The organism is Micromonospora sp. NPDC049836, assembly GCF_044465125.1.
Taxonomy (GTDB): domain Bacteria; phylum Actinomycetota; class Actinomycetes; order Mycobacteriales; family Micromonosporaceae; genus Micromonospora.
On the sequence record NZ_JBITLH010000004.1, the window covers coordinates 522476 to 543729 of the forward strand.

The 21254-nt window shown below is 74.3% G+C and carries 21 protein-coding genes; 9 read left to right on the plus strand and 12 right to left on the minus strand.

The genetic code is table 11. From position 1 onward, the window contains the following. Position 1: 1 nt before the first annotated feature. On the minus strand, positions 2-982 hold the full coding sequence (locus ACIBPB_RS14155; RefSeq protein ID WP_396840007.1) for a DUF2804 domain-containing protein: 981 nt from the start codon (positions 980-982) through the stop codon (positions 2-4). A gap of 61 nt (positions 983-1043) precedes the next feature. Next, the gene (locus tag ACIBPB_RS14160; protein WP_396840008.1) at positions 1044-2261 is read right to left on the minus strand and encodes an Ig-like domain-containing protein; all 1218 of its coding nucleotides are present in this window, start codon (positions 2259-2261) and stop codon (positions 1044-1046) included. A gap of 386 nt (positions 2262-2647) precedes the next feature. On the opposite strand from ACIBPB_RS14160, the gene ACIBPB_RS14165 reads away from it, so the two are divergent. Next, positions 2648-3862 carry a PP2C family protein-serine/threonine phosphatase gene (locus tag ACIBPB_RS14165; RefSeq protein WP_396840009.1) on the plus strand — a complete coding sequence of 405 codons (1215 nt, stop codon included), beginning with the start codon at positions 2648-2650 and terminating at the stop codon, positions 3860-3862. A gap of 47 nt (positions 3863-3909) precedes the next feature. After that, positions 3910-4656 (plus strand): N-acetyltransferase, encoded by a 747-nt coding sequence (locus tag ACIBPB_RS14170; protein WP_396840010.1) that lies wholly within the window; start codon positions 3910-3912, stop codon positions 4654-4656. A 49-nt stretch (positions 4657-4705) separates the two neighbouring features. Here ACIBPB_RS14170 and ACIBPB_RS14175 read toward each other — a convergent pair whose 3' ends face one another. From ACIBPB_RS14175 to ACIBPB_RS14185, 3 genes are all read right to left on the minus strand, one after another. After that, positions 4706-5722 (minus strand): SDR family oxidoreductase, encoded by a 1017-nt coding sequence (locus tag ACIBPB_RS14175; RefSeq protein WP_396840011.1) that lies wholly within the window; start codon positions 5720-5722, stop codon positions 4706-4708. Between the two features lie 229 nt (positions 5723-5951). Further along, entirely contained in the window at positions 5952-7541 is a 1590-nt protein-coding gene (locus ACIBPB_RS14180; protein WP_396840012.1) for a DHA2 family efflux MFS transporter permease subunit, read from the minus strand. 165 nt (positions 7542-7706) lie between these two features. Beyond that, complete coding sequence (locus tag ACIBPB_RS14185) at positions 7707-8639, minus strand: AraC family transcriptional regulator (RefSeq protein ID WP_396840013.1); 933 nt, start codon at positions 8637-8639, stop codon at positions 7707-7709. 109 nt (positions 8640-8748) lie between these two features. Between ACIBPB_RS14185 and ACIBPB_RS14190 the strand changes: the two genes are divergently transcribed. Then, the gene (locus ACIBPB_RS14190; protein WP_396840014.1) at positions 8749-9240 is read left to right on the plus strand and encodes a DUF1772 domain-containing protein; all 492 of its coding nucleotides are present in this window, start codon (positions 8749-8751) and stop codon (positions 9238-9240) included. Positions 9241-9252: 12 nt separating this feature from the next. Here the strand turns inward: ACIBPB_RS14190 and ACIBPB_RS14195 are convergent, their stop codons facing one another. Both ACIBPB_RS14195 and ACIBPB_RS14200 read right to left on the minus strand, forming a co-directional pair. Further along, positions 9253-9825 carry a DUF305 domain-containing protein gene (locus ACIBPB_RS14195; RefSeq protein WP_396840015.1) on the minus strand — a complete coding sequence of 191 codons (573 nt, stop codon included), beginning with the start codon at positions 9823-9825 and terminating at the stop codon, positions 9253-9255. A gap of 66 nt (positions 9826-9891) precedes the next feature. Continuing rightward, on the minus strand, positions 9892-10641 hold the full coding sequence (locus tag ACIBPB_RS14200) for a lytic polysaccharide monooxygenase (RefSeq protein ID WP_396840016.1): 750 nt from the start codon (positions 10639-10641) through the stop codon (positions 9892-9894). A gap of 295 nt (positions 10642-10936) precedes the next feature. On the opposite strand from ACIBPB_RS14200, the gene ACIBPB_RS14205 reads away from it, so the two are divergent. Next, the gene (locus tag ACIBPB_RS14205) at positions 10937-13042 is read left to right on the plus strand and encodes a cellulose binding domain-containing protein (RefSeq protein WP_396840018.1); all 2106 of its coding nucleotides are present in this window, start codon (positions 10937-10939) and stop codon (positions 13040-13042) included. A gap of 206 nt (positions 13043-13248) precedes the next feature. Here the strand turns inward: ACIBPB_RS14205 and ACIBPB_RS14210 are convergent, their stop codons facing one another. The 3 genes from ACIBPB_RS14210 to ACIBPB_RS14220 all read right to left on the minus strand — a co-directional run bounded on the left by ACIBPB_RS14210 (position 13249) and on the right by ACIBPB_RS14220 (position 16315). Continuing rightward, a complete protein-coding gene (locus ACIBPB_RS14210) occupies positions 13249-14127 on the minus strand; it encodes a phosphatase PAP2 family protein (RefSeq protein ID WP_396840019.1) in 879 nt (292 codons plus the stop codon). Between the two features lie 98 nt (positions 14128-14225). Then, positions 14226-15863, minus strand: coding sequence for an MDR family MFS transporter (locus ACIBPB_RS14215; RefSeq protein WP_396840020.1), 1638 nt, complete (start codon positions 15861-15863; stop codon positions 14226-14228). Then, positions 15860-16315 (minus strand): MarR family winged helix-turn-helix transcriptional regulator, encoded by a 456-nt coding sequence (locus tag ACIBPB_RS14220; protein WP_396840021.1) that lies wholly within the window; start codon positions 16313-16315, stop codon positions 15860-15862. Before ACIBPB_RS14220 ends, ACIBPB_RS14215 begins: the two co-directional genes overlap by 4 nt. Positions 16316-16418: 103 nt before the next feature. Here ACIBPB_RS14220 and ACIBPB_RS14225 point away from each other — a divergent pair, with 103 nt between their 5' ends. From ACIBPB_RS14225 to ACIBPB_RS14245, 5 genes are all read left to right on the plus strand, one after another. Further along, positions 16419-17021 (plus strand): TetR/AcrR family transcriptional regulator, encoded by a 603-nt coding sequence (locus tag ACIBPB_RS14225; RefSeq protein WP_396840022.1) that lies wholly within the window; start codon positions 16419-16421, stop codon positions 17019-17021. Positions 17022-17090: 69 nt separating this feature from the next. Continuing rightward, positions 17091-17450: an MmcQ/YjbR family DNA-binding protein gene (locus ACIBPB_RS14230; RefSeq protein ID WP_357323424.1), complete on the plus strand. Its 360-nt coding sequence runs from the start codon at positions 17091-17093 to the stop codon at positions 17448-17450. A 28-nt stretch (positions 17451-17478) separates the two neighbouring features. Beyond that, positions 17479-18111, plus strand: a complete 633-nt coding sequence (locus ACIBPB_RS14235; protein ID WP_396840023.1) for a GNAT family N-acetyltransferase — start codon at positions 17479-17481, stop codon at positions 18109-18111. Between the two features lie 95 nt (positions 18112-18206). Next, positions 18207-19535, plus strand: a complete 1329-nt coding sequence (locus tag ACIBPB_RS14240; RefSeq protein WP_396840024.1) for a low temperature requirement protein A — start codon at positions 18207-18209, stop codon at positions 19533-19535. A 37-nt stretch (positions 19536-19572) separates the two neighbouring features. After that, positions 19573-20619, plus strand: coding sequence for an SRPBCC domain-containing protein (locus ACIBPB_RS14245; RefSeq protein ID WP_396840025.1), 1047 nt, complete (start codon positions 19573-19575; stop codon positions 20617-20619). 28 nt (positions 20620-20647) lie between these two features. Here ACIBPB_RS14245 and ACIBPB_RS14250 read toward each other — a convergent pair whose 3' ends face one another. Continuing rightward, the gene (locus ACIBPB_RS14250; protein WP_396840026.1) at positions 20648-20929 is read right to left on the minus strand and encodes a hypothetical protein; all 282 of its coding nucleotides are present in this window, start codon (positions 20927-20929) and stop codon (positions 20648-20650) included. After that, positions 20926-21243, minus strand: coding sequence for a hypothetical protein (locus ACIBPB_RS14255; protein WP_357323439.1), 318 nt, complete (start codon positions 21241-21243; stop codon positions 20926-20928). The genes ACIBPB_RS14250 and ACIBPB_RS14255 overlap by 4 nt, the downstream gene beginning before the upstream one ends. Between the last annotated feature and the right edge of the window lie 11 nt (positions 21244-21254).

Genomic DNA, 21254 nt, shown 5'->3' on the forward strand with positions numbered 1-21254 from the left:
GTCACCAGCGGTTGCGCGCCTCCTCGGCCCAGCCGACCAGGCCGTCCAGGTCGATCCGCTCCCCCGCTTCGGTGGCGGCCCAGCCGGAGAAGTGCCCGAAACACTGGTGGGTCTCGCTGAACAGCACGCCGAGGTTGGTCTTCGCCCGCCGCTCGTGGAACGGGTGGAACCGCACGTCCACCCCGGGGCCGCTGATGTGCCAGGGCCGCAGCCAGTCCGTACGGTCGTAGCGCCAGGTCAGCTCGGCGCCGATCTTGTGCAGCCGGCCGTCGACGACGAGGGCGTTCTCGGTCGAGCCGGTGCCTTCGGTCCACCGGCCGCCGAGTTGGATCGCCCGGCCGGGGCCGCTGCCGGCCGCCCAGTTCCACCGCACCGCGTACGGCCACTTGCCGCGGCCGTGGTCCAGCACGGCGAACGAGTCCGCCGCACCGACCGGGAACCCGGTGCCGTCCACGCGCAGCGTGCCGCGCACCGGCCGGCCGACGTCCTTGACGGTGTACTGGAACCGCCGCCTGCTCCACGGCACCACGACGCCGAGCGACTCGTGCCCCGGCGGCAGCGGCACCGTCAGGTCGATCTGCACCCCCGGAGCCACCGCCCGGATGGCGCTGCCCTCGGGGTGCTGGTCGACGTCGATCGTCAGGCCGGGGCCGGCGGCGTGCACCGGGCCGGCCCCGCTGCGCGGCGGGAGGGCCGCGCCCCGGGCGAACGGGACCACCACCTCGGTGTTCCGCTCCAGCCCGGTACGGCGGTCGAGCAGGTAGACGCTGTGCACCCCGGCGTAGTCCAGCGACGAGGCGACCAGTCCGACGATGTGGGTCGGGGTGACGATCCCCCAGTACTCCCACCGCTTGACCCGCCCCCACCCGCGCAGGTTCGCCCGGTGCAACGGCCGGCGGGTCCAGCCGATCGCGGCCGGGTTGAGCCGGCCGTTCGGCAGGCACAGGTCGACCGGCTCGGTGATCTCCCGCTCGTGCGTCACGACGGCCGGCCGGCACCGCCGCCCGCCGGCCAGCACGCCGCCGGCCGGACGCGGCGGCGGGTCACCACTTGTCCCACGGCACGGCCCAGGCGCTGCCGTCGCTGACCGCCATCTGCCGGGGGGTGTTGCGGACGTCGACCACGTCGCCGAGGCGGAACGTCTCGTAGAACCAGCGGGCGTGCGCCGGGCCCACGTTGATGCAGCCGTGCGAGGTGTTCCGGTTGCCGTGGGCGCCGATGTTCCAGTCGGCCAGGTGCACGAACTCGCCGGAGTACGAGATCCGCAGGCAGAGCTTGATGACCTCGTCGTAGTAGTTCGGGTCCTCGCGGTCGACGATGCCGTAGCTGGACGAGGTCATCCGGTGCGAGGGCTCCCGGGTCATCACCACGTGCGGCCCGGAGCGGGTCCAGTAGCTGACGGTCTGGCCGTTCGCGCCGACGGCGGTGCCGCCCTTGCCCATGCTCACCGGGATGTCGCGCACCATCCGCCCGTCGATGTAGACCTTCATCCGGTGGCTGCGCGCGTCGGCGATGGCGATCCGGGACGGGCCGATGGTGAAGCTCGTGCTGGCGCTGGCGCCGCCGTAGACGCCCTTGCCGAGATCCTGGCCGAACAGGTCGACCCGGACGGAGACCTTGGTGCCGGGGGTCCAGTACTTCGCCGGCCGCCAGTGCGCGTTCCGCCCGTCGATCCAGCGCCACCGCCCCTCCACGGCCGGGGTGGTCTGCACCACCATGGACTTCTCGGCCTCGGCGCGGTTCTTCACCGACTTGGCGAAGTTCACCATCACCACCTGGCCGACCCCGTACGTGCCGCCGGAGCGCAGCGCGGTCAGCGCGTTGGCCTGGAAGGTGACCGACGCGACGCCGGCCGGCTTGACCGTGCTGAAGGTGCTCTTGTGCTGGGTCAGCGCGCCGGCGGCGTCGGCCACCGAGGCGGTGACCGTGTAGGTCCTGCCGTAGGCGAGCCGGCCGGTGGAACGCCACGAGTTGTCCTCGGCGCCCGCCTCACCGGCGACGGTCCTGCCCCCGGAGGTCACCGAGACGTCCTTGAGCGTGCCGCCCCGCACCGACACCACCACCGGGTCCAGCGGGGAGACCCGCTTGGCGCCGGCGGTCGGCGTGACGGCCACCGTGACCTCGGGGACGGGCTCCTCCGCCGCCACCTGACCGGGCGGTGACCAGGCGGCACTGGAGGCGGCCTTGTCGTTGCAACCGGCCGTCACCAGGCCGGCGGTGACGCCCAGCCCGGTGCCGATCAACTTTCGACGAGTGATCATCGCGTTCCTCTCCGCCCGGAGAGTACTTGCCCGGGCCCCGCCGCGGGAGGCCCGGTGGCCGGTTGCCGACAGTGGATCACGAACCGGGTGACCGCCCGGCTCGTCGGTGACCGTGCCGTAACGTTGGCGGTGGACGATCGGAGCATGCGGCTCGCCCGACGGAACCTGCTCGGCACGGCGGCGCGGCCGGGATGACGGACCTGGCGACCGGCGGCCGACCGGACGATCGGGACCGGCCCGGGATGCGCTCGGCCGCCCCACTCCCGCCCGGCGGCCAGCACGACGATGCGTGTCGTCGCGGTCACCGAATGCGGGTTCCGGGGGCCCGGCCGGCGGTCCGGGGTGCCCCCAAGCGAAGCTTGCCCAAATGCAACTACGATCCGGGGGTGGTCAGGGCGGAGAGCCAGCAGGACGAGCAGCGGTGGCGCCATGTGGAGGCGGCCACCGGGGCGACGCTGTCCCGCCTCGACGTCGCCGACCTCTTCGACGAGGTGCTCGACCGGGTCCGCGAGCTGCTGCAGGTCGACACCGCCGCCATCCTCCTGCTCGACGTACGCGCCCGGCACCTGGTGGCCACCGCGGCCCGGGGCCTGGAGGAGGAGGTCCGGCAGGGTTTCCGGGTCTCCGTCGGGCGGGGCTTCGCCGGCCAGGTCGCGCTCACCCAGCGGCCGGTGATCATCGAGGACGTCAGCCGGGACAAGGTGGTGAACCCGGTGCTGTTGCAGACCGGGGTGCGCTCCCTGCTGGGGGTGCCGATCCTCTCCGGCGGCAGCCTGGTCGGCGTGCTGCACGTCGGCTCGCTCGTCCCGCGCCGGTTCGGTCCGGACGACGTCCGCCTGCTGGAACTGGTCGCCACCCACGTGGGGCTGGCGGGTCGGGTCCGGCAGAACACCCTCGACCACTCCGCGGCCCTGGCGCTGCAGCGCAGCCTGATCCCGGCCGAGCTGCCGGACCTGCCGAGCCTGCGGATGGCCGGCCGGTACGTGCCGGGCCACGCCTCCGGCGTCGGCGGCGACTGGTACGACGTGTTCACCCTGCCGTCGGGCTGGTTGGGCGTGGTGATGGGCGACGTGTCCGGCCACGGCCTGCAGTCGGCGATAATCATGGGCCGCATCCGCAGCGCGCTGCGGGCGTACGCGCTGGTCTGCGACGACCCCGCGGAGGCGCTCACCCTGCTCGACCGCAAGGTGGTCCACTTCGAGGCGGGCAGCCTCACCACGGCGTTGTACGCGATGATCCCGCCCGACGGCGCGACCATCCACCTTTCCCTGGCCGGGCATCCCGCGCCGGTGCTGGCCGCCCCCGGCCGGCGCACCGCCACCGTCGCGGCGCACATCGACCCACCGCTGGGCATCGGCCGGACCGGGATCCGGCGCCGCACCACGACGATCGACTTCCCGCCCGGTGGCGTCCTGGTCGCCTACACCGACGGGCTCGTGGAACGCCGCGACGAACTCTTCGACGCCGGGGTCGCCCGGCTGGCCGCCGCCGTCCCGCTGGCTTCGCCGGACACGGTGTGCGACACCGTGATGGCCACCCTGGACGCGGAGAACCCGGCCGACGACGTGGCGCTGCTGGCGATCCGCCGCTCCGGCGGCTGACCGAATATGCCGCGCGGCGCCCGCCGGCCGACGCTACCGTCGCGGCTGTGACCCTCGACATCGTCTCCCTGGCCGACCGTCCCGACCTGGCCCCGCTGCTCGGCAACGACGACTTCGCCGGGGCCTGGCCGGCGTTCATGCTGTGGGATCCGATGGGCGCCGTCTACTACGCCGTCGCCGACGAGCTGTACCCCGAGTTCGTCTTCGCCGCCGTGGACCCGGCCGAGCCGGGACGCGCCGTCGCCCGGGCGTACGCGGTGCCGGTGCGGTGGACGGAGCCGGAGCTGCCCGACGGCGGCTGGGACCGGATGATCCAACGCTCGGCCGTCGACCGGCTCACCGGCGCCACCCCGACCATGGTGTCGGCGCTGGAGATCTGCATCCGGCCCGACCGGCGGGGCGGCGGGCTGTCCGGGCTGATGCTCGCCGCGATGCGGGAGGCCGCCGCGAAGCGCGGCTTCGACACCCTGGTCGCGCCGGTCCGCCCGAGTGGCAAGCACACCCGCCCCGACCTCCCGATGACCGAGTACGCCCACCAGGTCCGCGCCGACGGCCTGCCCGTCGACCCGTGGCTGCGGGTGCACGTACGCGCCGGCGGGCGGATCGAGCGGGTGGCGCCCCGGTCGATGGTGATCAGCGGGACGCTCGCCGACTGGCGGCGCTGGACCGGTCTGGCCTTCGACGCCAGCGGGCCGGTGCACGTGCCCGGCGCCCTGACGCCGGTGCTCTGCGACGTGGCGCACGACCACGCCGTCTACGTCGAGCCGAACGTCTGGGTCCGGCACCGCCTGTAGCCGCCCACCGGCCGGCCCCGCCGCCGGCTGGCCGTCGGGTGGGCCGGCCTCACCCCGCGGCGCGGCGCCAGGCCAGCGCGCCGACGGCGGCGGCGGTGAGCCCCGTCGCGGTGACCAGCCGGTGCCGGGACAGCCAGGCCTGGGCGCTGTGCCGGTGGGCGCGGTCGGTGAACGAGCCACCGGCGCCCCGGTCCCGCCCGCCCGGTCCGTCGGCGGGCAGCCAGAGGTTCGCGGGCCGGTCGGGGTCGGCCGGACGGTCGGTCTGCTGGGCGTCGTAGCCGGTGCGGGCCAGGTAGCGGTCGAGCAGACCGGGGGCGAGGCGGTTACCGAGGATGGCCAACGCCGTGGAGGCGCCCACCCAGTACTCGCGGCGGGCGGGCCGGTCAGCGGCGGCCACGATGGCCCGGGCCGCGACGGCCGGCGCGTAGATCGGCGGCACCGGCTGCGCGCGGCGCGGCAGCCGGGACAGCAGCCAGTCGAACTGCGGGGTGTTCAGTGCGGGCAGGTGCACCATGGTGACCGCGATGTTGCTGTGCTCGTGCATCAGCTCGCAGCGCAGCGACTCGGTGAACCCGACGATGGCGTGCTTCGCCCCGCAGTACGCGGCCTGCAGCGGGATGCCCCGGTAGGCCAGCGCCGAGCCGACCTGCACGATGACGCCCCGGTCCCGGGGCGTCATGTGGTCCAGCGCCACCCGGGTGCCGTGCACGTAGCCGAGGTAGGTCACCTGCATGGCTCGCTGGAACTCCGCCGGGCGGGTGTCCCGGAACGGCGCGAGGACCGAGCTGAACGCGTTGTTGATCCACAGGTCGATCGGCCCGAGCTCGTCCGCTACGCGCTGGCCGGCGGCGACCACCTGGTCGTGCTCGGCCATGTCGACCTCGACGGGCAGCGCCCGGCTGCCGGCCGCGCGGACCTCCTCGGCGACCGCGTCGAGCCCGGTGCGGCCGCGGGCCAGCAGGGCGATGGCGATGCCGCGCCGGGCGAGCAGGCGGGCGGTGGCCCGGCCCACGCCGGCGCTCGCGCCGGTGATCACGGCCACCTCCGCCTCGCGCCGCCGCCGCATGCCGTCCCTCCCGGTGTCGTCCGTCCGGTCCGGGCTACCCGGTGCGCGGCGGGCTACTCCGCCCGGAGCCCGGCAGGTCGGACCGGAACCGGAGCGGTGCTGGCGCGGCGCGGGACCGGCGGCCGTCGGTCGCGGCCGGCCGCGACCGCAGTACGGCGAGCCGGGCGTCGCCGGTGCGGAGGCGGCGGACCGGGCCGCCAGGGTGCCTGGCGGCCCGGTCCGGGCGCAATCAGTGCAGGCCGACCGGCATCGGCGGCCGCTGCTCGTCGGCCTGGTCGTCGAGCAGCCGCACCGGCTCCCGGCGGCGGGGCAGGAACGCGGCCGGGATGAAGGTGAGCAGCACCAGCACGAAGCCGACCCAGAAGGTGCTGGCGAAGGCGTCGGCGGCGAAGGCCAGGCCCCGCTCGACCAGCGCCGGAGGCAGCCCGAACTGCTCGAGCAGTTCCGGCCGCTGCTGGGTGACGATGGCCAGGCCGGCCTCGGTGACCGGCTTGCCGCTCGCCGGGTCGGTCACGCCCGGGATGGGGCGGGAGCCGTTCAGCTCGTTGGTGAGGATCACCGACATCACGGCGGCGCCGACCGAGCCGCCGATCTGCTGGAGGATGTTGACCAGCGTGGAGCCGCGGGCCACCTCCTGCGCGTGCAGGGTCTTCAGCGCCGACGTCATGATCGGCATCATGGTGCCGCCCATGCCCAGACCCATCACGAACAGCGAGCCGCAGAGCAGCCAGTACGAGGTGTGCGGGTCGACCTGGGTGAAGGTGAAGAACCCGGCGGCGATGAGCACCAGCGCGAACGGCACCGTCCGGCCGATCGGCAGCCGGTCGGCCAGCATGCCGGCGATCGGCATGGTGAGCATCGCGCCGATGCCCTGCGGCGCCATGAGCAGGCCGGCGGTGAGCGTCGACTCGCCGCGGATCTGCAGGAAGTAGCTGGGGAAGAGCAGGCCGGCGCCCATGAACGCGATGATGAACACGAACAGGGTGACCGAGGCGATGGTCAGGTTGCGGTTGCGGAACAGCCGCAGGTCCAGCAGCGGGTGCTTGGGCTTGAACGAGTAGAGCACGAAGCCCACGACCAGGACGGCGCCGACCAGCATGGGCAGCCACACCGTGGTGGCGCCGAACCGGCCGGCCTCCGGCAGGGACGAGACGCCGTAGAGGAACAGCGCCAGGCCCGGCGAGAGCATCACCATGCCGAGGATGTCGAACGACTCCGACGGCTCGGGGTTGTCCTTCGGCAGCGCCAGCGCGGCGTAGACCAGCGAGATCGCGCCGATCGGCAGGTTGATCAGGAAGATCCAGTGCCAGCTCGCGGTGTCGATCAGCCAGCCGCCCAGGATCGGGCCGCCGATCGGGCCGAGCAGCATGGGGATGCCCAGGACGGCCATCAGCCGGCCGATCCGGTGCGGGCCGGCGGCCCGGGTCATGATCGTCATGCCCAGCGGCATGAGCATGCCGCCACCGAGGCCCTGCAGGACCCGGTAGGAGATCAGCTCGGTGATCGTGTCGGCGGTGGCGCAGAGGCCGGAGCCGATGGTGAACAGGGCCAGCGCGGCCATGTAGAGGCGCTTGGTGCCGAACCGGTCCGCGGCCCAGCCGGTGACCGGGATCACCGTCGCGAGGGCGAGGGTGTAGGCGGTCATGGTCCACGCCACCCGGGCGTACGAGGCGTCGAATTCGGTCTGGAACGTCGGCAGCGCCACGCTGACGACCGTCACGTCGAGGATCGACATGATCGCGCCGAGCACGACGACGCCCGCCACCTTGAGCACCGCGGCGTCGAGTTTGTCCGATGTCGCGACAGCTTGCTGGGTCACTGAAGAATCTCCTGAGTTTCCGGTTAGGCCCTGGTCGGTGGCGGTGCGGCGCCCACCGTGGCGCGCGGTGGCACGCCACGCTGCGTGACGTCCGCAGGAAGACTAGCGACCGCCTCCGACGCCCGGCGCGGGGATTACCGGGCTGCCCCCGATCCGCGGGACGGCTCAGGCCGACTCCCGGTAGGCCCGCGGACTCACCCCGCGCCGCCGTTTGAAGGCGGCGCTGAGCGCGAACGGGCTGCCGTAGCCGACCCGGCGGGCCACCGCGGTGAGCGTCAGGTCGGTGTCCCGCAGCAGGTCAGCGGCGACCGCGAGGCGCCAGTTCGTGACGAACGCCATCGGCGGCTCACCGACCAGGTCGGTGAAGCGGCGGGCGAACGCGGCCCGGGAGACGCCCGCGGCCGCGGCGAGCCCCGCGACCGTCCACGGGTGAGCGGGATCACCCTGGACCAGCCGCACCGCCGGGCCGACCACCGGGTCCCCGGCCGCCCGGTACCACCCCGGCGGCCGGGCCTCCGGGCGGGCGAACCAGCTCCGCAGCACGGCGATGACCAGCAGGTCGAGCAGCCGGTCCAGCACCACCTCCTGGCCGGGCTGGGCGCGGTGCAGCTCCGCCGCGAGCAGCGCGACGACCGGCAGGTCGCCGTCGGCGGCGGGGAGCACGAGCAGCGGCGGCAGGGCGGCGAGCAGCCCGGCGCCCACCGCGCCACCGCTGGCGTACGTGCCGGTGAGCAGGGCAGTCGCCGCGTCCGGCCGGGTGCCCCAGGTACGCAGCCCGAGCGCCATGACGTCGGTGAGGTCCTGGCCGGCGAGGGTCGTGCAGCGCTGGCCCGGGTGGATCACCACCTGTGGCGGCGTCCCGGGCTGGTCGGCGACGGTGTACGGGGCCGGCCCGCGCAGCACCGCGACGTCCCCGGGACTCAGCGGCACCGGTTCGCCGGCCTCGGGCACCACCCACGCCCCGCCCCGCACCACCGTGGTGACGCTCAGCGGGGCGGCGTCGCGTACCCGGATCGACCACGGCGGGTCCATCACGGTACGCAGCAGGAACGCGTCCCGGGCGCGCAGCCCGCGGAGCACGCCGGCGAGGACGTCCACCGGGCGAGCGTAGACGCGCGCGTATGGGCCGGGGCGTCTCGGCCATGGCCGGCGCGCCCCGCCCGCGCTGGACTGGCTCCATGATCGGATCGACCGACGGGAGGGCCCGATGACCGGGCTGCGTAACGCCGCGCTACTGCTGGCGATGGTGACCACGGGACTGATGGCCGGCCTCTTCGCCGGCTTCGCGTACGCGGTGATGCCGGGTCTGTCCCGGGTGGACGACCGGGCCTTCGTGGCCAGCATGCGCGCCATCAACGCGGCCATCCTGAACGGCTGGTTCGCGCTCTGTTTCGGCGGCGCGCTGATCGGCACGCTGGCGGCGGTCCTGCTGCACCTGCCCGCCGACCGGCGCGGACCGCTGCCCTGGCTGCTGGCCGCCCTGCTGCTCTACGGCCTGGTGCTGGTGGTGACGATCGCGGTGAACGTGCCGCTCAACGACCGGCTCGCGGCCGCGGACCGGCTGGCGGATCCGGCGCGACTGCGGGTCATGTTCGAGGGTTCGTGGGTGCGCTGGAACGTGGTGCGGGCGGTGCTGAACACCGCGGCCCTGGGCTGTCTCGGCTGGGCGCTGCTGGTCGCCCGGCCGGTGACCGGCTGAGCGGCGGCCGGCTCAGCGCTGCTCCGCTCGGTAGGTGGCCATCAGCGCCACCTCGGCGGCGCGTGACCGCTCCACGCGCCGGGCCAGGTCGCGGACCCGTTCGCTGGTGCCGGCGCGGAGCTGCGCCCGGGCCAGGTCGGCGGCGGTGCGCTGGTGCTCGCTGAGCACGTCGAGCAGCACCCGGTCGGCCGTGCCGGGCGGCGCGGCGCGCAGCCGGGCCAGTCCGGCGGCGGCGTCGCTGTGCCCGGCGTGGTCGTGCCGGGCGGCGGCGGCCGCCGCGGCGGGCCCGGCCTCGCGCAGCCAGCCACGCACGGTGGCCAACTCGTCGGTCTCGGTCGTCTCGACGGCGGCGATCAGGGTACGGATCCGCGGGTCGGTGGCCCGGTCGAGGCCGAGCCGGACGATCTGCAGGGTCTGCTCGGTGTGCGCCGCCAGCATGGTCAGGTACAGCACGTCGATGCCGCTGGTCACCGGGGCGGCGGCCGGCGTGGCCGGGGCCGGGTCGGGCGGCGGCGCGGGGTCGCCGGCGCAGCCGGCGGTGGTGGCCAGCAGGGCCAGCAGGGCGGCGGTGAGCGGGCGGCGCATGCCGTACCTCCGATCGGGGCGGGATGGTGGTGCGGCGCACGTCCGGGGTGCGCCGCACCGGGACGGTCAGACCGCCAGCCAGAGGGCGGGCACGTTGGGCGGCTCCCAGCCGGCGATCGCGGTGTGCGCCTGGCGGCACCGGTAGGTCACGCCGTTGTAGGTGACCAGGTCGCCGACCTGGTAGGTCCGGCCGGCGGTCCAGGTGCCGCCCGGCGCGGGCGAGGTGGTGGGGCTGGGGGTCGGCGACGGGCGCGTCGGCGACGGCGTGGGGCTGGGGGTGGGGCTGGGGGTGGGCGTGCCGCCGCCGGAGCCGATCTGGAGGTCGACGCAGGAGTAGAAGGCGTTGGCGGTGTCCGCGATGTTCCAGATGGCCAGCAGCTTCTGCCGGCCGGAGAAGGCGCTCAGGTTGACGGTGTGCGACACGGTGGCCTCGGGCTGCCGGCCGCCGCCGTCGACCACGGCCACCCGGGTGCCGCCGATCCAGTACTCCCAGTTGGCCGTGGCGTGCCGGGCGGTGTTGACCCAGGTGAAGGTCACCGAGGTGCCGACGGTGGTGGCCGGCCAGTTGCGGCTGTCGTCGTTGAGCACGGCGAACTGGGCGATCCCGGCGTGGCAGCTGCGCAGGCCCTTCGGGCCCTCGACGCTCTGCGGCTCGTACTTGATCTGGCCGCAGTCGGGGACCCGGTTCTGCGCGCAGAGCGCCTGCCGGCTGGGGGGCGAGGAGACGTAGCCGTGGGCCTGGGCGGGTGCCGCGACGGCCAGGCTGGCGCCGACGACGCCGGTGGTGAGCAGCGGGAGGGTGATTCTTCGACGCATGGCGGGCAACTCCTTCATGGGTGGGGAAGGTACCCATGAAGATAAATTAAACTTTGTTAACAGTAAAGACTATTGTCGATGCATTCGAACGGCCCCCGTCGTGCCTTGAGCCGGGTCGGACCGCTGTGGAATTCTTGGTGGCCGATGGTCTGCCGCGCGCGGGGCAGAGCGTCGTCCGATGGGCAACCGGGGCCCGGCAGGGCTTCCGGGGGGCGGCGACACATCACCGGCAGCACCACGTCCAGGGTCCGCCGCGGCGCGGCCGGACCCGCCCAGCCCATCGAAGGAACCCCCCATGACCAACCGCACCACGCCCGGCTCCCCCGCCCGGGCGTCCGGCCGGCGCCGCTGGACCGCGCTCGCCGCCGGCCTGCTGCTCACCGCCGGCACCCTCACCGGCATCGACGCCCCGGCCGTGGCCGCGGACGGCGCCCCGGTCACCGTCACCGTCAACGCGCGGGCCGGGCTGGCCCGGGTGCCGGACACCGCGCTCGGCGTCAACCACGCCATCTGGGACGCCAACCTCGGCACCACCCCGACCTCGGACCTGCTGCGCGCCGCCGGCGTGCGGATGCTGCGCTACCCCGGCGGCTCGTACGCCGACATCTACCACTGGCGCGACCACAGCGCGCCCGGCGGCTACGTCGCCCCGGGGACCGACTTCGACACCTTCATGGCCGGAGCCCGCCGGGTCGGCGCCCAGCCCATGATCATCGCCAACTACGGCACCGGCACCGCGGCCGAGGCCGCCGACTGGGTCCGGTACGCCAACGTGACCAAGGGCTACGGCGCGAAGTACTGGACCATCGGCAACGAGAACTACGGCAACGGCCACTACGGCTCCGCCTGGGAGGCCGACGACCACGCCGACAAGAGCGCCACCCAGTACGCCCGGCTGGTCGTCGAGTACGCCGACGCGATGAAGGCCGTCGACCCGAGCATCAAGGTCGGCGCTGTGCTGACCATGCCGGCGAACTGGCCGGACGGGCTGACCGCCGGCGCCGACCCCGGGCCCTGGAACCAGACCGTCCTCACCCTGGCCGGCCCGAAGATCGACTTTGTCGACGTGCACTGGTACCCGGGCGGCAGCGCGGCCGACTCGCTGGCCCGGACCGCGCACATCCCCGACGCCAGCTGGCTGCTGCGCCAGCAGATCGCCCGGTACGCCGGCCCGAACGCCGCGCGGATCGGCATCAGCTTCACCGAGCTGAACGTCGGCGCCGGCCAGAACACCCAGCCCGGGGCGCTGTTCCTCGCCGACGCGTACAGCGGGCTGCTGGAGAACGGTGCCTTCACGGTCCAGTGGTGGAACGTGCACAACGGCATCGGCACCGTCTCCGAGGTGGCCGGGCAGACCGACTACGGCGACTTCGGTCTGCTCTCCAGCGGCGGCTGCACCGCCGACGGATCGGTCTGCGAACCGCCGTTGAACACGCCGTTCGCGCCGTACCACGGGCTGGCCATGATGAACCTCTTCGCCCGCGCCGGTGACCAGTTCGTCCGCGCCGGCACCGACCAGCCGCTGGTCAGCGCGCACGCGGTCCGCCGGGCCGACGGTGACCTCGCGGTGCTGCTGCTGAACAAGGACCCGGAGAACGGCTACCCGGTCACCATCGACTACGCCGGGTTCACCCCGTCGGGCGCGGCGCCGACCGTGCACACCCTCGCCAACGGCGCCACCGGCATCGCCAGCGGGCAGTCCGGCAGCGCCACCAGCCGGACCCTGCCGCCGTACTCGCTGACCACCCTGGTGCTGCACCCGGCCGGCCCGACCCAGGTCACGCCCGGCGCGCCGGGCCAGCCCAGCGCCGGCGCGGTCGCCGACCGGACCGCCACCATCTCCTGGCCGGCCGCCACCCGCGCGCCGGGCGGCGCGCCGATCGCCAAGTACGAGGTGTACCGGCAGCACGGCGCGATCGGCGAGCAACTCGGCGAGACGGCCGGCACCAGCCTCACCGTCGGCAACCTCGACCCCGGCCGCCGGTACACCGTGAACGTGCTGGCCCGGGACACCGCCGGCAACGTGTCCTGGTCCTCGCCGCCGCTGACCTTCGTCACCGGCACCCCGGCGGAGAGCGCCTGCGCGGTCCGCTTCACCCTGGGCACCGACTGGGGCAACGGCTACCTGGGCACCGTCGACGTGGTCAACACCGGGCCGAGCCCGATCGACGGCTGGACGCTCACCTGGACCTGGCCGACCCCCTGGCAGCAGGTGAGCAGCGGCTGGAGCGGGACCTGGTCGCAGACCGGCGCCGCGGTGAAGGTCACCAGCACCGACGACAACCGCCGGCTCGCCGCCGGTGGCGGCGCCACGAGCACCGGCTTCGTCGGGGCGTACAGCGGGCCGAACGTCCTGCCGACCGCGTTCCGCCTGAACGGCACGCTCTGCACCACGCGCTGACGGGCCGGTCTCCGGACCGCGACGCCACCGGGCGGCCCCGGGCCGCGGCACCGCGCCGCCGGTGATCCCGGGGTACGCCGCCCGGGCCCGCGCCGCCGGACCGGACCCGCGCGGCCGGACCCGCGGTGCCGGACCGGGCCCGCCTCCGGACCGGACCCGCGCCGCCGGGCCGGACCCGCGTTGAGCGGCGCGGGTCCGGCGGAGGTCTAGCGTCGACCGTCGCCCACCGTGCCGGCCCGGCTCGGTGGGCGGCGGGGGCGCGGGGGCCGGCGCATCCCGGGGCGCGGCGGTTCGACCAGGTGCGGCCGGAGCCGGACGATCGGCACCGGCACCGCCGCCGGGCGGCGCACCGCGCGGGGCCGGGGCAGCACGGCCAGGATCAGCCCGAGCAGGGCGACGGCCACGATGCCGTCGAGCCAGTAGTGGTTGCCCGTGCCGACCACCACCAGCAGGGTGAGCAGCGGGTGCGCCAGCCAGAGCCAGCGCAGCCGGCCGGCGGTGACGGCGACGAGCGCGACGGCGACCGCGAGCGCCCAGCCGACGTGCAGCGAGGGCATGGCCGCGTACTGGTTGCTGAGGGTGTCCGCGTCGGGTGCCCCGTAGACGGCCGGACCGTACCGGCGACCGGTGTCGACCAGGCCGGTCAGCGCGGTCATCCGGGGCGGGGCGAGCGGGAGCAGCATGTGCAGCACGAGCGCCGCCCCGGTGAGCGCGACGAGGGCGCGCCGGATCCACCGGTAGTGCGCCGGCTGGCGGAGGTAGAGCCACACCAGGCAGAGCGCGGTGGCCGGGAAGTGCACGTAGGCGTAGTAGCAGTTGGCCAGCTTGACCAGCAGCACGTGGGCGAGGAGCGGGTCCTGCAGCAGGGCCTCGCCGGGCAGGTGCAGCAGCCGTTCCAGTCCCCAGACCCGTTCGCCGTTGGTCAGCGCGGTCGACGCCCGGCCGTCGGCGAGCACCCGGCCCGCCTTGTACGCGAGGAACAGCGCGGCCACGAGCGCCAGTTCGCGCAGCGCCCGGTGCACCGCCGCGGCCCGGCTCTGGCCGGCCGGTGCTGGCCGGGGGGACGCCGCCTCGGTGGTGTCCACAGTTCCTCGATTCGGGTCGCGGCCGGGTGTCCGGCCTCTCTGGCACGGACCAGGGCCGGCGCCGATGTCGGCGACGGCCCTGGCCCGGGGGTGCGGCGTCAGCGGCGTACCGGATCCTTCGTGCCGGGGTCGATGGCGACCTCGTCGAAGGCGGGCGCACCGTCCACCGCGTCGGCCGCCACCGCGACCGACCGGCCGGTGTCCGGCAGGTCCAGGCTGGACCGCAGCATCACCGGCTTGAGCAACAGCGCGGCGATGATGCCGACCACCGCGATGGCCGCCGAGATGAGGAAGATGTGCCCGGTGGCGTCACCGTACGCGGCCCGCACAATCTCCTGCACCGGGGCCGGCAGCGCGGCCAGGTTCAGGGTGCTGCTGCCGCCACCGCTGCCGGCGGGGATGCCGGCGGCGGCCAGGTCGTGGGTGATCCGGTCGGTGACCTGGCGGGCCAGGACGGCGCCGAGCACGGACACCCCGATGGTGCCGCCGAGCGAGCGGAAGAAGGCGACGGTCGAGCTGGCCGCGCCGATGTCCCTGAGCGCGACGGTGTTCTGCACCGCGAGCACGAGGTTCTGCATGGTCATGCCGACGCCGACCCCGACGATGAACATGGCGGCACCGACCAGCACCAGCGAGGTCTGGTGGTCGATCGTGCCGAGCAGGGCGAACCCGGCGACCAGGATGATCGAGCCGGCGACGATGTACGGCTTGATCCGGCCGGTGGAGGTGATCAGCCGGCCGGCGACGATCGAGGAGATCAGCACGCCGGCCATCATCGGGATGGTCAGCAGGCCGGCCTCGGTCGGGCTGTAGCCGCGGCCGATCTGGAAGTACTGACCGAGGAAGACCGCGCCGCCGAACATGGCCATGCCGACCGCGAGGCTGCCGAGGATGGCCAGGGCGGTGGTCCGCTCCCGGACGATGGCCAGCGGCACGACCGGCTCGGCCGCCCGGGACTCGACCCACACCGCCAGGGCGAGCAGCAGCACGGAGCCACCGACCATCGCCCCGGTCTGCCAGGACAGCCAGGCGAACGAGTCGTCGACGAAGGAGATCCAGATCAGCAGCACGCTGACCCCGGCCGCGATGAGGCCGGCGCCCAGATAGTCGATCTTGACGTTCTCCCGGCGGACGGTCGGCAGGTTCAGCGTGATCTGCAACAGGATCAGCGCGACGGCGGCCACCGGAACGCCGACGAAGAAGCACCAGCGCCAGCCAAGCCACGAGGTGTCGACGATGAGGCCGCCGAGCAGCGGGCCGCCGACGGTGGCCAGCGCCATCACGCCGCCGAGGTAGCCGTTGTAGCGGCCGCGCTCCCGCGGCGGGATCATGGCCGCGATGGCGACCTGGACGAGCGCCTGCAGGCCGCCGACGCCGATGCCCTGGAAGGCGCGGGCGCCGATCAGCTGGCCGGTGCTCTGCGCGAAGCCGGCCACCACCGAGCCGGCCAGGAAGATCACGATGGCGATCTGGATCAGCAGCTTCTTGTTGAACAGGTCGGCCAGCTTGCCCCAGATCGGGGTGGTCGCGGTGGCCGTGAGCAGGGTGGCGGTGACCACCCAGGTGTACTGGGTCTGGGACCCGTTCAGCGCCCCGATGATCTTCGGCAGGGCGGTCGAGACCACCGTGCTGCTGAGCATCGCGACGAAGAGCACCAGCAGCAGACCGCTGAGTGCCTCCAGCGTCCGCCGATGGCTCATGGGCTCGGCTTCAGCCGTTGCGGTGGGTGCGCTCATCGCGCGTCCTCCAGGTTGTCGTGGTGTGCGAGGGCGACCTCGAGGTCGCGGGTGAACCGACCGAGCGCGACGGAGAACGCCGTCACCTCGTCGGGAGTCCAGTCGGCGAGCGCCCCGGCGAGCACCCGGCCGTACCAGTCCTCGGTGTCGGCCAGGGCGGTCCGGCCCGCCTCGGTCAGGGTGAGCCGGCTGGCTCGCCGGTCGTCGGGGTCGGCGGTCCGCTCGACCAGGCCGTCGGCCACCAAGGTGGCGACGGCCCGGCTGACGGTGGACGGGTCGAGCCGGCTCCGCTCGGCCAGGTCGCGGGCCTGGCAGCCGTCGATCTGCCGCAGCAGCCCGACCAGCCCGGGCGGGACGGCCGGCTGGTGGTGGGCGCGCCGCTGCTTGAGCAGCCGGACGCCGGTCAGCAGTTCCTGAAGCCGCGTGCCGAGTTCGCGGGTGGCGGTGTGCACGGTCCTCCTCCGGCCAGCGTTGGTTGCCTCAAGCAATAATCAACGAATCTTGCTCAGTGCGCAACTTTGCCGAATGAGAAACGGATCACGTATGCTGGCCGCCATGCGGGAGACGACCGGGCTCCGGGAGCGCAAGAAGGCGGCCACCCGCCTCGCGCTGCACGAGGCCGCCCTGCGTCTCGCCGCCGAGCAGGGCCCGGAGCGGATCACGGTCGAGGCCATCGCCGACGCCGCCAACGTCTCCCGGCGCACCTTCTCCAACTACTTCTCCAGCAAGGAGGAGGCGCTCTTCCACGGCGACACCGCCCGGCTGCGCCGGCTGCTCGACCTGCTGCACGAGCGCCCGGCCGACGAGCCGCCGTGGACCGCGCTCAGCGCGGCGGCCCTGCACCTCGCCGCCGAGGTGTACGACGACCCGGCCCGGGCCTGGCTCGCCCGCCGCCGTGAACTGCACGGCCACCCGGGCCTGCTCGCCCACCAGGTCGTCGCGTACACGGCGATCGAGCGGGAGCTCTCCGGCGAGATCGCCCGCCGGCTCGGCGGCCCGGACAGCGGGCTGCGCTCCCGGATCCTGGCCGCCACCTTCCTGGCCACCCTGCGGGTCGGCATCCAGCACTGGATCGAGCACCCCGACCAGCCGCTGGTGGACACCATCCGGGCCGCGCTCGCCGCCGCCCCGCCGGCCCCCCGCCCGCCGGCCGGCTGACGGCGGGGCCACCGCGGCCTGACGGCGGGGCCACCGCGGGCTGTCGGAGGGGACCGCTACCGTCGGCCGGTGGTCACCGTCGACGATGTCCGCGCCCTCGCCCGGACGCTCCCCCGCACCACCGAGCACGTCATCCACGACCGGATCAAGTTCCGGGTCGGGCGGATCGTCTACGTCGCGTTCTCCCGCGACGAGCGGAGCATGGGCTTCGGCTACCCGAAGGAGCAGCGGGACGCCCTGATCGCCGCCGAACCCGACCTGTTCTTCCTGCCCCGCCCGTCCGACCTGCGCTTTCACTGGGTCTGCTGCCACCTCGACCGGCTCGACCCGGAGCAGATGACCGAGCTGGTGACCGAGGCGTGGCGGATGGTGGTGCCCAAGTTCCTCGCCCGGGAGCGGCTGGGCGACGGCCGCCCGGGGCTTCGGTGAGAGCGGTCTCACGCCGTAGCGTCCGGGCATGAGCAGCACCACCCCGCCGCCGGCCACGGCCGCCATCCGGCGCTACCGGCCCGCCGACCACGACGCGGTCTACGACATCTGCGTCCCCACCGCCGACGCCGGCGGCGACGCCCGGGGCCGCTACGCCAGCGACGACCTGATGCCCGACCTCTTCGCCGGCCCCTACCTGCACCTGGAACCCGACCTGGCGTTCGTGCTCACCGACGCCGACCGGGTGGTGGGGTACGTGGTGGGCACCGCCGACACCCCGGCCTTCGTCCGCGCCTACCGCCGCGAATGGATCCCCCGGCTGGCCGACCGCTACCCCGAGCCGACCCGCGCCCCCCGGACCCCGGACGAGGAGATGATCGCGCTGCACCACCACCCGGAGCGGCTGCTCCTGCCGGAGCTGGCCGGATACCCGGCCCACCTGCACATCGACCTGCTCCCCGGCCACCAACGGCGCGGCCACGGCCGGCGGCTGCTGGAGACGTTCGCGTCCGCCGCCGCCCGGGCCGGCGCACCCGCCCTGCACGTCGGCATGGTCACCGCCAACGCGGCGGCCCGCCGCTTCTACGACGCCCTGGGCTTCCACGTCGTCCCGGTGCCCGACCCCGGCCCACTGACCTACCTGGGCCGCGCCCCCGGCTGAGCTGCGGCGCGACCGCCCGGTGGGCCCCCCACCCGACGGCACCGATGGCCACCGAATCCGCCCCGCCGCCCGGTCGGCGCTGACAGACTCGGGCGGTGGGCGGCGAGCGGCGCGGGAAGCTCGGCCCGGCCGTTCAGATCGCGCCGGCCGCGCGGGTGGACAAGTTCGAGGTCTTCTTCGACCTCGTCTTCGTGGTGTCCTTCTTCATCATCACCCGGGCCACCGCCGCCAACGTGACCGGCCGGGAACTGCTGCACGCGATGCTGGTGCTCGCCGTGCTCTGGTGGTGCTGGATCGCGCACAGCGTGGTCGCCAGCCGGCTGCGCCTCGGCGAGGGTTTCGTGCCGGTGCTCATGGTGGTCGGCATGATGGCGCTGTTCACCTTCGCGCTGGCCCTGCCGCAGACCTTCGGCGGCCTGCACGAGGGCGCCGCCGGCCCGATCCTGGTCACCATCAGTTACGTGGTGATCCGGGGCGTGCACTCGGCGCTGTACTGGCGGGCCACCGAGGGCAAGCCGAAGGCCCGCCGCAAGCTGTACCAGTTCGTCCCCGAGGTCGCGATCACCACGACCCTGCTGCTGGTCGCCGCGCTGGTCCCCCCGACGATCGAGAACCCGAACGTCGGCCTCTGGGTACGCGACGGCCTCTGGATCGCCGTGGTGGTGGTCCAGTACAGCAGCGGCCTGCTGACCGGCAGCCACGGTTGGGAGGTCACCTCGGCCGAGCACTGGACGGAACGCTACGACCTGATCCTCATCATCGCCCTGGGCGAGTCGGTCATCTCCGTGGGCGTGGGCGGCAACCTGATCGGTAAGCCGGTGACCTGGCCGGCCATTCCGGCGGCCCTGCTCGGCATCCTGTTCACCGCGGCGCTCTGGTGGGCGCACTTCGACATGATCGGACCGGCCGCCCGGATCGCGCTGCACGCCGCCCAGGGCGCGCCCCGCATCGCGATGGCCCGCGACGCGTACGCCTACCTCTACCTGCCGATGATCGCCGGGATCATCCTGTTCGCCATCGGCGCCGAGGAACTCGTCCGGACCATCACCGACCCGGCCGGCGGGGCGAGCGAGCACGGGCACGGGCCGGCCGTACCGCTGCTCTTCGCCGGGGTGATGCTGTACCTGGCCGCGGACCTGGCGTTCCAGTGGCGCACCCTGCACACCGTGACGTGGACCCGGATCGGCGTGCTGGTGGTGCTGGCGGTCGGGCTTCCGGTCGCCCGGGAACTGTCCGCGCTGCTGGCGTTGACGCTGCTCACCGCGATCTGCGTGGCGCTGGTCGCGGTCGAGGTGCTGGTGCTGGCCGACTCCCGCCACGCGCTGCGGCAGGCCGTCTTCGATGAGCGGGCGAGTCACGAGGCGAGCGAGGCGGCCTGGCGGGCCCGCTGGCACGACGGCGACGCCGAAGCCCCGGTGGAGTGACGTACCGGGCCCGGGCGGCGGGACGTAGAGTCTCCGCGTGATCGAGATCGACAGCGAGGTCGAGCTGTTCCACCCCGTCGACCGGGCCTGGCGGGCGCTCACCGATCGGGCGCTGCTCGCCAAGTGGTTCGCCGAGGTCGCGCCGGAGTCGGACCGCCTCGTGCTGCGCACGGCGGGACTGCCCGGCTTCGACGCCGACCTCGCCGTCGAGGTGCGGGAGATGCGGGCGCCGGAGCGGCTGGTGCTCTCCGCCCGGGAGGGCGACCGGCTGCTCCTGCTCACCGCCACCGTCGCGCCGACCGCGCACGGCTGCCGGCTGGCCGTGCGGGAGACCCTGGAGCAGGGCGACTGGGACGAGGCGCAGCGCGCCCGCCGCGCGGAGCAGCACCAACAGGCGCTGGCGGTGCGGCTGCCGGCGATCCTCGACTGGCTGGCCTTCCAGCAGGTGGACCTGCGCCGCGCGGAAGGGGCGCTGACCGCGGAGCTGCCGGTGGTCCGGCCCGACCGGCGGGCCGGTCGCCGGTGGGCGTTGATCGCCGCCGGGGTGGCCGGCCTGGCGCTGGCCGCCGGGGCCGCGGTCTGGGCGACCCGCCCGACGCCCGAGGCGCCGCAGCCGCCGCCCGCGGCGACCCCGCTAGTGATGCCGAGCGCCCGCAGCCAGCCGGCCACCCCCCGGCTGTCCCGCACCGCCGCGCCCGCCGTCCGCGGCAGCACGGCGGCCGTACCGACGTCGAGCGCCGCACCGAGCCGCACGGCGAGTCCCCGCCCGGCCCCGACGGCCACGCTGACCGCCGGCTACCGGACCGTGGCCGACCGCATCTTCGGCTACCGGGGCGAGGTGGTGGTGGACAACCCGAGCAAGACGGCGAGCGCGGGCTGGACCGTCACCGTCACGCTCGGCGACGGCGCCACCCTGGGCAACGTCAGCGGGGCCGAGTTCAGCCAGGACGGACGGGTGGTCACCTTCGTGGGGGCGGCGCTGCCGGCCGGGTCGTCGGCGACGGTCCGCTTCGACGTCCGCGATCCGCTCCACGCGGCCCCGGACGGTTGCGCCGTCGACGGCACGCCCTGCACCGGCCTGTGACCGGCCGGCGCCCGGCCCTCACCGGAAGTCAGCAGAACCAGCCGTCCTGCACCCAGCCGTGCCGGTTGATGTGGCCGTAGGCGAAGCCGTAGACGTAGCCGCCGCTGCGCGGCCCCTCCACCAGGAAGGTCTGCCCCCGGTAGAGGGTGCCCATCCAGGCGCCGTTGGGGTCGGTACGGACGAACAGGTCCTGGGCGCAGACGGTCTCCCGGACGCCGATGGTGCCGTTCGCGGCGTACCCGACGCCGGGCACGGCCGCGGCCGCGAGGACGGCGACCGTCGCGGCGGCGGCGAGACGCACGGCGGTCACCACGAGTCGTACCCTCCGATGCACTCGAGCCGCAGGTAGCCCCAGTCGTTGGGGCCGAAGTCGAAGGACGCCGCCCAGCCGTTGTAGACCGGGTGCACCCCCGGGGTGTGGCCGATCTTGTTGCCGTAGGCGAGGACCCGCTTGAGCCCGCTCGGCCCGTTGGCGGAGTCGTAGTTGGCGTAGAAGCTGGCGCTCTGGCAGACCACGACCGCGTGGCGGGGCACCACCGTCCCGGCCCGCGCCACCCCCGCTCCCCCGGGCGCCAGGCAGACCCCGACGACGAGCGCGGCCAGCAACCGTGGTGTTCGACCCATCGGGTCCTCCC